Raw genomic sequence first — 7718 nt, forward strand, 5'->3', positions numbered from 1 at the left:
AAGATCAACAGACCCTACATGGCGTATTGTTCTGCCAGAAGTTTCAAGGCATATTCATCTGATTTACTGATATTCGCATAACGACTTTTACTGAAACCTGAAATAAAATAATGCGCACCATTGATACGATATAAAATCAAGACTCGATAACCCGATGACTTGCCTTGTCCCTGCCGAGCGACACGTTGCTTAATCACATTGCCACCTAAATCGGCATCAATCAGCCCTTTTTCGGCACGCTTCACTGCATCAATCAAACAAGAATCACTTATTGCATGCTTTTCTGCAAATTTAGCAAAAATTTTTGTTTTAAATATTCTCACTGAAATTTATCACTCTTGGCGTTACATTATCATATTCAACATGATCCATCAATCAGGCTTAAATCCGTTTTCATAACGACATTTATGCAAAAACAGATCATAAAAACAGAGCTTATAACTCAATCAATCCTGCGTATAATCCGGTCAATGTTTTTTACGATCTTGATCGCAATAGCATTAAAAACTGAAAAGAATCTAGCCAATACAGTGATATTGGTATTTGCTACATTTTTATATTTGCAACCCTGCTGATTTGTACTAAAATTCGCCTCAAATTTCTTACATTATTAACGTGATAGGCTGTGTAGTTTCAGCGAGGTGTACCATTTTAAATTTAATCAAACAATTTTTCGGTAAAAAAAATAGTAGCGGCAAAGCAGCAAAGCCGGAAGGTGTAATCACAGAATCTTCTGTATCGAAGATTCCTAAAACCAAAGTGCGTAGTGCGCCGCTGGTGGCACAAAAAACAGGTAAAAAAAACCATAACACCCACTCTGCCAAAGAGAAATCTCATAGCAAATTTCGTTTGAAAGCCTCCGAATATGGTATTCAGCCGCGTATGATTCAACGTAATGCGTTGACGGTTGTCGAAAAATTACAACGTGGTGGTTATGAAGCCTATGTGGTCGGTGGTTGTTTGCGTGATTTATTATTGGATCAAAAACCGAAGGATTTTGATGTTGCCACCAATGCCAGCCCCGAACAAATTAAGAAAGTATTTCAACGCCAATGCCGTTTGATCGGTCGCCGTTTTCGCTTAGCACACATTATGTTTGGTCGCGATGTGATCGAAGTGGCAACTTTTCGCGCCGAGCATCAGGCAGAGCACCATGGTGAACTCTCTCGGCAAAATTCCGACGGCATGCTGCTGCGTGATAATGTGTTCGGCAATCTGGAAAACGATGCACAACGCCGTGATTTCAGCGTTAATGCGCTGTATTACGACCCTAAAAATAATCTGTTGATTGACTACTTCAACGGCGTCGAAGATCTACGCAACGGTAAATTGCGTTTGATTGGCGATGCTGAAACCCGCTATCAAGAAGACCCGGTACGAATGCTGCGTGCAGTGCGTTTTATGGCAAAATTGGACATGTTTTTGGATCGCGACAGCGAAAATCCAATAAAATCCTGCGCAGTGCTGTTGAAAAACATTCCGGCGGCGCGCTTGTTTGACGAGTCATTGAAATTATTACAAAACGGTGCCGGCTTAAAAACCTACGAATTGCTGCACCGTTATGATTTACTGCAATATCTGTTCCCGTCGTTGAGCCCATTTTTTACCGAAAAACAGGACTCATTGGCAGAACAGATGATCCGTACCGCACTTCAATCCACTGATGAGCGTATCCGTGATAATTTACGGGTAAATCCTGCGTTTTTATTTGCTGCATTCTTTTGGTATCCGCTGCGGGAAAAAATGGATCAATTGAAAAACGAAGCTGATTTAAATAATTTCGACGCGTTTTCAGTCGCTTGCAGTGAAATTCTGGACGGGCTTTGCCGTGCGATTGCGGTGCCGAAACGGTATACCATGGTGGTGCGTGATATATGGTCACTGCAACTGCAATTGCCGAAACGCAGTGGCAATCGCGCCGAAAAAACCGTTCTATTGCCTAAATTTCGCGCGGGTTATGATCTGCTGACCATGCGTGCCGAACTGGAAGGTGGGGATTTAGTTGAACTGGCTACTTGGTGGCACGAATATCAGTTGAGTAATCCGCAGCAGCGTGAAAATTTGATGGTTGAACAAAATCAGCGTGATCCGCAAGTGAAAAAGAAACGCCGTTACCGTCGCCGCAAACCAAGCAACCGAGCCAAATCTCATGCAGAATAATACGATGCCTAAAAGTGCGGTTTATATTGCACTGGGCAGCAATCTGGACAATCCAACGGCTCAATTGCAAAGTGCGGTTCGGGCGCTTGATGCTCTGCCGAATACACAAGTTACCGCAGTTAGTGCCTTCTATCGCAGCAAACCGCTCGGCCCGCAAGACCAGCCGGATTTCATCAATGCAGTTGCAGCGATTGAAACCGCACTTTTACCACTGGATTTATTGGATCATTTACAACATATCGAACAACAGCAAGGTCGCGTTCGCCTACGTCGTTGGGGTGAGCGCACGCTCGATCTGGATATTTTGCTGTACGGGGAGTTGATTATTGAGAGCGAGCGCTTGAGCGTACCGCACTATGATATGGCTAACCGGGAATTTGTGATCGTGCCGTTGTATGAAATTGCACCACAGTTGTGCTTGCCGAATGGTGAAAAATTAGCGGACTTAGCTGATAAGCTTAAACCACATCATATGGAAATCGTCGCGGTTTAACGCAATAATCACAGCTAAAAAACAAAAACGGGATCATTGCTATCCCGTTTTTCGTTTCTGTAACCTTATCAATTAGCGTTCTTGTAATGCCTGCTTCATTCGGGTGATCGGTTTGATTAAATATTGAAAGACGGTTTTTTCACCGGTTTTAATGTCGATGGTCGCAATCATCCCCGGAATAATCGGCAATACTTCACCGTTTTTATCAGTCAAGGTGCTGGATTCGGTGGTCACCAATACCCGATAGTAGGCTTCATTGGCATTTAATTTCAGATCGCTCGGACGTTTTTGATCATGCAGGGTATCCGGACTTAACAAGGTTACGATGCCGTCTAACCCGCCATAAATAGCGTAGTCATAGGCTGAGAGTTTCACCAGTGCTTTCATGCCCGGACGTACATAAGCCACATCACGCGGACTGATATAGGCCTCGACTACCAATTTTTCTTCTACCGGTACAATCTCCATAATATCCTGTCCGGCACTGATGACGCCACCAATAGTGTTGACCCGAATATTTTTTACAATTCCTTTTAGTGGCGAACGGATCAGAGAACGTTCTACCGGATCAGCCCGCATTGCCATATTTTCTCTGGCTTGTTGCAATTCGGATTGAACCCGCACCAATTCACTGTTGGCGTCGGTTACATATTTATTCTGCCGTTCCACAATTTGTAGTTGCAGCTCACTGGACTGACGGCGCATTCTCAATACTTCGACTTCCGAAACAGCCCCTTTTGCCACCATTGGCGTCGTCATGGTGATTTCACGGTCAAGTAATTTTTTGCTCTCACTCAAACTGCTGAGTGACTCTTGCAAGGCCTGTTTGTGTGAATTATAAACAGCGGTTTCACGCTCGATCAACTCCTTGGACGCATCCGAAGGAAAAACCAATGGCCGATTATAGGCTTCCGCTTCTAGACGAGCCACAACCACTGCCAAGTTTTGCACTTTAGCCTGACTTTCACGCAGCCCAGCGGCACTGCGAGTATCGTCCAATTTCAGCAATACCTGTCCCTTTTCGACCAAATCCCCTTCTTTCACCATCATTTCACTTAAAATACCCGGATCGAGACTTTGAATCACCTGTTCACGGCTGCTTGGAATAATACTGCCCTGTCCGCGAGTCACCTCTTCCAAGGTGCTATTGTAAGACCAGATCACAAAAACCACTAAAAATGCAAATAATAGGATAATACTCCAAAATAGACCTTTATGCTTCTCCTGCTGGATTGCCGCATTCAAGTCGGTCAGCAGCTTTAAATCTTGCTTACTGTATTGTTCTCTATGCTGTGGCTGTTGCTTGAGCTTATCTGCCTCTGCTTTTGCCACAACGTGATTTGATTTTTCTACTTTCGTTTCATTATCAGACATAATTTCTACACCTTAAAGCGTTGTATCTATGCGTGGCGAAGCAGTTTCTGCTGCTTGCTGCACTTCTTCTTTATTTGCTTGTGCTTTGGTTACGGTAGCCGTTTGTAGTGTTTGCTCCGCTGTGGCTTGTTGCTGTTGGGCGTTTTTCTCATTTTCTGCCAGTCGTTTCAGGACTGCATCACGCGGACCGTCCATCACCACTTTGCCCTGCTCGATGATCACAATCCGATCAACAATCTGCAATACTTGTGGACGATGGGTGACGATTACCATGGTGCGATTGCGACACCAATTTGCCAACACTCGTAACGCTTGGATTTCGCTGGCTTGATCAAGTGCGGTCGTCGGTTCGTCCAGCAACACCACTTTCGGATTGCGCAGCAACATTCGCGCCAATGCAATTACCTGTTTTTGTCCGCCGGACAGACCGAGTCCATTTTCACCCAACGGCATATCCAAACCGCGTGGGTGATTACGGATTAACTTATCCAAACCAAATACTGTCAGCGCTCGGATCAAATCTTGGTCGGTTGAAAAACCGTCCATACGCGCCAAATCCATATTTTCACGCAGACTACCCAAAAACAGGCGAGGATTTTGCTCTAATAATAAAATTTGATTACGCAAGAAACTTGGATCCAGTTGCCGTAGATCCACGCCATCCAGCGAAATGGTACCGCTATTTAGATCATATAAGCCGGATGCCGTTTTAAGTGCGGTTGATTTACCACTGCCGATGCGTCCTAGGATACCCACTTTCTCTTTTGGTCTGATTGATAAATTCAAGCTACTCAGTGCCGGTGCCCCGTCTTCGGTATAAGAAAAAGAGACATTATTAAACTGAAGTTCACCGTTGACTTGATCCAAGGTGACATAGTTGCGATCACTGTCACGATCAGTTTTGCGCTCGACAATGCCATTCACACCTTTTAACGCAACCCATGCCTGTTGAAAACGCACTGCCAATCCAGCAATTTGCCCGACCGGCGCTAATGCCCGTCCGGATAAGATTACCGCAGCAATCAATGCCCCCATGGTGATTTTTGAAGCTTGATCTTCGCTGTGAATCAGATACGTACCGTAAAGCACTAAAAACACAGTATTCAATTGCTGCATTGCGACGGCAAAATTGACCACAAAATTGCTGACGTCTTTTAGTTTAATCGAAGATGCCGCAGCCGTTGCCGTGTAGTGATCCCAACGTTTTTGCGCCCATTTTGCCGCATTATTGGTTTTTAAAGTTTCCAATCCCTCGATTGCTTCTACCGCCAAACCTTGACGCTGGGAAGACTCTTTCATCGATTCGTTGATATATTTAGCGAGTGGGCCTTGTGCCAAAAAGCCGACAAAAATAACTAAAGGAATAATAATGGACGGCACAATCGCTAAGCTACCGGCGACCAACCAAATTACCGTGATAAATAAAAATAAAAACGGCAAGTCCACCAACGTTAGCAAACTGGCACTGGTCATAAAGTCGCGCACTGACTCAAAATCACGTAAATTGCTGGCATACGAGCCGGAAGATGCCGGGCGCTCTTGTAATTTTAGCCCAACTACTCGGCGAAACAACGCTGAACTGATAATCAAATCAGCTTTTTTTCCGGCAATATCGGTTAAATGCCCACGAATCATTTTTGCGATAAATTCAAAGCTGATCGCAATAAACACACCGATGCTCAACACCCACAAGGTATTGTATGCCTGATTTGGAATCACCCGATCATACACATTCATCACATACAATGAACTGACTAATGCCAAAAAATTGATGATAAACGTGGCTAAAATAACTTGATAGTAATAACGTTTAAAACGCCAGATTACTTTGAAAAACCAAGCTTTGGGCAATTTGTATTCCGGCAGTTCAGAACGCGAATCAATCCCGAGCTTCGGTTTGATAAACCAACAGTAACCCAAATAACTTTTGTTTAACTCCTGATGGCTGATAAGTTGGGTTAAACCGTCTAATTGCTGAATTTTATACACTCGGTCTTGTCCATACCCTTCGATACTGACAATGACAGCCGCTTCTTCATTTTTTAACAACACCACGACCGGCATCGCCAAAGAAGGAATATCCTCCAGCGGACGTTGTGAAATCGTGTTTTCAAAGCCTTCACTTTTTAAAAACTCTTGTAGTGAGGAAAAATTAATGCCCATATTGTTATCGCGGATAACATTTGCTGCCAAGGTCGCCACCGACAGCTGTGATCCGACCAACTGGGTTGCAAGAGACAGATTTTCAATAATCAATTTCATATGAATAATTCTTCTTGAGAGAGAGAAAAGCAATAAAAGCAGATATTTCTGCTTTTATTGTTGTTCGTGGTTATATGGTGTTATTTTCTCGCATTTTTCGGGAAGCCCGCCCATTCGGCAAGGGATCCTTGAGAGCGAAGATAATCCAATTTTGCTTTGCGCAAAGCCCCTTGGGTATTGACTTGCGCCATTTCAACATTAAACAATTCACTGTGCGCATTCAATAATTCGATTAATGTTTTACGTGCCAAATCAAACTGTAACCGGTAAAACTCTATTACTCGGGTTGATGCCTCAATTTGTTTTTTAATGGTTTTTAATTGAATGGTGTTACGTTTAATATCCAATTGTGCCAAGTTGGTGGTTTCACGTAAATTACGCTCCACCCGATCCAACCGCTCTTTGGAAGAGGCAATTAAGTTAGCCTTTTCGCGCACTTCATAACTTGACGTATGGTTAAACACATCCCAATTGACATTGATGCCGGCTTCCCGATCTTCGGTGGTTACCGTTGCTGTTAAATCAACTTTAGGCAGTTTTTTCAGTTTCGACAGTTCATGCGCTTTCATATTCGTTTCTAGCTCTGCCATTTGCGCCTGGTAGGTTGCTGTCAATTTACTGTCTTTAGCCGAATAATTTTTATACAGCGCTTCAACCGACAATTTGTTAAACGGATCTTCAAGATCTTTTTCAGTGATCTGGCTACCGCTGTAACTTGCCAGCTGTGTTAAGTTTTGGTACATATCACGTTGATAATCATTGATTTCCTGCTCAACCAAAATTGCACGGGCTTCTGCCTGAGCATATTCAGATTCACGCCCTTCATCGTTGATAACAATATTGCCGATATCTGCCAGAATCTCATTATGGCGCTGTAGATTACGCTGCCCCACATCAATCCGCTCTTTTGCCAACAAGGCATTTAAATACAATTCGGAAATGGTATATGCTAACTCTTCACGGCTTTCATAATATTTGAAGTTGTAGTATTTTTCATTTTCTTTATTTTTTTCAACTTCTTTTTCAATTGCACCAAAGGCATATAAATTAATCGAACCACGTACCCCAGGTACGATTTTGCGATCTTTATAATCACTCTGATCTTTATGATACTGGGACAAGATTTTACTTCCGGTTAGCGATACCACCGGATAATGACCGCCTTTTGCCTGTTCAACCCGATCTTTGGCTGCGCCCAATTCAGCATCAGCTTCTTTTAATATGGGATCGCTGACTAATGATTGAACTAATACATTTTTAAGTGAGTTGGTATAACCGATGGAACTGAAAAGCACTAACCCTGTGCCGACCAGAATTTGGCTGATAATCTTGTGTTTAAGCATTAATAAAACTCCTGAATTTATAAAAATTCGCTATATCTTGTCAGTTTACATTAATTATAAATTTAAACTAATAGAATTTACAAATT

Annotated in this window: 6 protein-coding genes; 2 read left to right on the forward strand and 4 right to left on the reverse strand. The window is 43.1% G+C overall.

The genetic code is table 11. The features are described from left to right. Positions 1 to 14 precede the first annotated feature (14 nt). The gene (locus FHQ30_RS11970) at positions 15 to 323 is read right to left on the reverse strand and encodes a type II toxin-antitoxin system RelE/ParE family toxin (RefSeq protein WP_139612262.1); all 309 of its coding nucleotides are present in this window, start codon (positions 321 to 323) and stop codon (positions 15 to 17) included. A 292-nt stretch (positions 324 to 615) separates the two neighbouring features. Here FHQ30_RS11970 and pcnB point away from each other — a divergent pair, with 292 nt between their 5' ends. Both pcnB and folK read left to right on the forward strand, forming a co-directional pair. Next, complete coding sequence (gene pcnB, locus FHQ30_RS11975; protein ID WP_442805713.1) at positions 616 to 2160, forward strand: polynucleotide adenylyltransferase PcnB; 1545 nt, start codon at positions 616 to 618, stop codon at positions 2158 to 2160. Next, the gene (folK, locus tag FHQ30_RS11980; RefSeq protein WP_267963884.1) at positions 2150 to 2653 is read left to right on the forward strand and encodes a 2-amino-4-hydroxy-6-hydroxymethyldihydropteridine diphosphokinase; all 504 of its coding nucleotides are present in this window, start codon (positions 2150 to 2152) and stop codon (positions 2651 to 2653) included. Before pcnB ends, folK begins: the two co-directional genes overlap by 11 nt. Positions 2654 to 2725: 72 nt before the next feature. On the opposite strand, the gene FHQ30_RS11985 is transcribed toward folK, so the two are convergent. The 3 genes from FHQ30_RS11985 to FHQ30_RS11995 all read right to left on the reverse strand — a co-directional run bounded on the left by FHQ30_RS11985 (position 2726) and on the right by FHQ30_RS11995 (position 7632). Beyond that, complete coding sequence (locus FHQ30_RS11985) at positions 2726 to 4027, reverse strand: HlyD family type I secretion periplasmic adaptor subunit (RefSeq protein WP_139612263.1); 1302 nt, start codon at positions 4025 to 4027, stop codon at positions 2726 to 2728. A 12-nt stretch (positions 4028 to 4039) separates the two neighbouring features. Beyond that, a complete protein-coding gene (locus FHQ30_RS11990) occupies positions 4040 to 6289 on the reverse strand; it encodes a type I secretion system permease/ATPase (RefSeq protein WP_139612264.1) in 2250 nt (749 codons plus the stop codon). A gap of 80 nt (positions 6290 to 6369) precedes the next feature. Then, entirely contained in the window at positions 6370 to 7632 is a 1263-nt protein-coding gene (locus FHQ30_RS11995; protein WP_139615045.1) for a TolC family protein, read from the reverse strand. Between the last annotated feature and the right edge of the window lie 86 nt (positions 7633 to 7718).

Source organism: Testudinibacter sp. 'clade 2' (genome assembly GCF_006227735.1).
Classification (GTDB): Bacteria; Pseudomonadota; Gammaproteobacteria; order Enterobacterales; family Pasteurellaceae; genus Chelonobacter.

Bases quoted from the DNA above. Each gene is read 5' to 3' on its own strand.
- FHQ30_RS11995 (WP_139615045.1), bottom strand. From the start codon at position 7,632: ATGCTTAAACACAAGATTATCAGCCAAATTCTGGTCGGCACAGGGTTA.
- FHQ30_RS11990 (WP_139612264.1), bottom strand. From the start codon at position 6,289: ATGAAATTGATTATTGAAAATCTGTCTCTTGCAACCCAGTTGGTCGGA.
- folK (WP_267963884.1), top strand. From the start codon at position 2,150: ATGCAGAATAATACGATGCCTAAAAGTGCGGTTTATATTGCACTGGGC.
- FHQ30_RS11985 (WP_139612263.1), bottom strand. From the start codon at position 4,027: ATGTCTGATAATGAAACGAAAGTAGAAAAATCAAATCACGTTGTGGCA.